Source organism: Streptomyces flavofungini, assembly GCF_041028215.1.
GTDB classification, from domain to species: Bacteria; Actinomycetota; Actinomycetes; order Streptomycetales; family Streptomycetaceae; genus Streptomyces; species Streptomyces flavofungini_B.
This window is the reverse complement of record NZ_JASKYR010001441.1, coordinates 1-620: the sequence shown is the minus strand read 5'-3', so window position 1 is coordinate 620 and position 620 is coordinate 1. Positions and strand designations below refer to the sequence as shown.

At 78.7% G+C, this 620-nt stretch carries 1 protein-coding gene; it reads right to left on the bottom strand.

The genetic code is table 11. The annotated features are described in order from the left end of the window. Positions 1-47: 47 nt before the first annotated feature. On the bottom strand, positions 48-620 hold a 573-nt coding region (locus AB8Z36_RS41555), incomplete at its 5' end, for a hypothetical protein (RefSeq protein ID WP_369218504.1).

Below are 620 nucleotides of genomic sequence, written 5' to 3'. Positions count from 1 at the left end.
GCCACGGGCCGGTGGAGCGGCACCGGCCCGTGGCGGTGGGGACGGGCTCAGCGGGACGGCGGGCCGGAGTCCGAGGGTGCCGCGCCGTCCGCCGAGGGGTGGGCGTGCGCGGCGCGCAGGACCAGGGCGGCGCCTCGGACGGCCGCGGTGTGCGGTGCGGCGACGGCCCGCAGCGGCGCCCGCAGGCCGCGGATGAGCCGCCGGGTCAGATCGGGCCGCAGGGCGCCGCCACCGGCCAGCAGGGCACCCCGGCTCAGCGCGTCGGCGGTGACCGGGGTGCGGTCCTGCCGGAGCATCGAGGTGATCATGGCCGTGACGGCCTCGCCGATCTCCGCCGACGCGTCGGCACCGGTCAGGTCGGTGGTGCCCAGAGCGGTGCGGCGGGCGTCGAGGACGAGACCGTCGTCGAGCAGGACGACTTCGGTGAGATGGGCGCCGATGTCGATCACGAGCAGCGGGCGGTGCAGATCGGCGTCGGCGGCCAGCGCGATCGCGCGTGCGGCGGGCACGGTGAGCACCGCGCGCGGGCGCAGCACCTGCACGGCCGTGCGGGCGCGCGCACGGTAGACGGGGCCGTCGAGCACGGGGGYGGTGACGACGACCAGGGGGCGGGTGAGGCG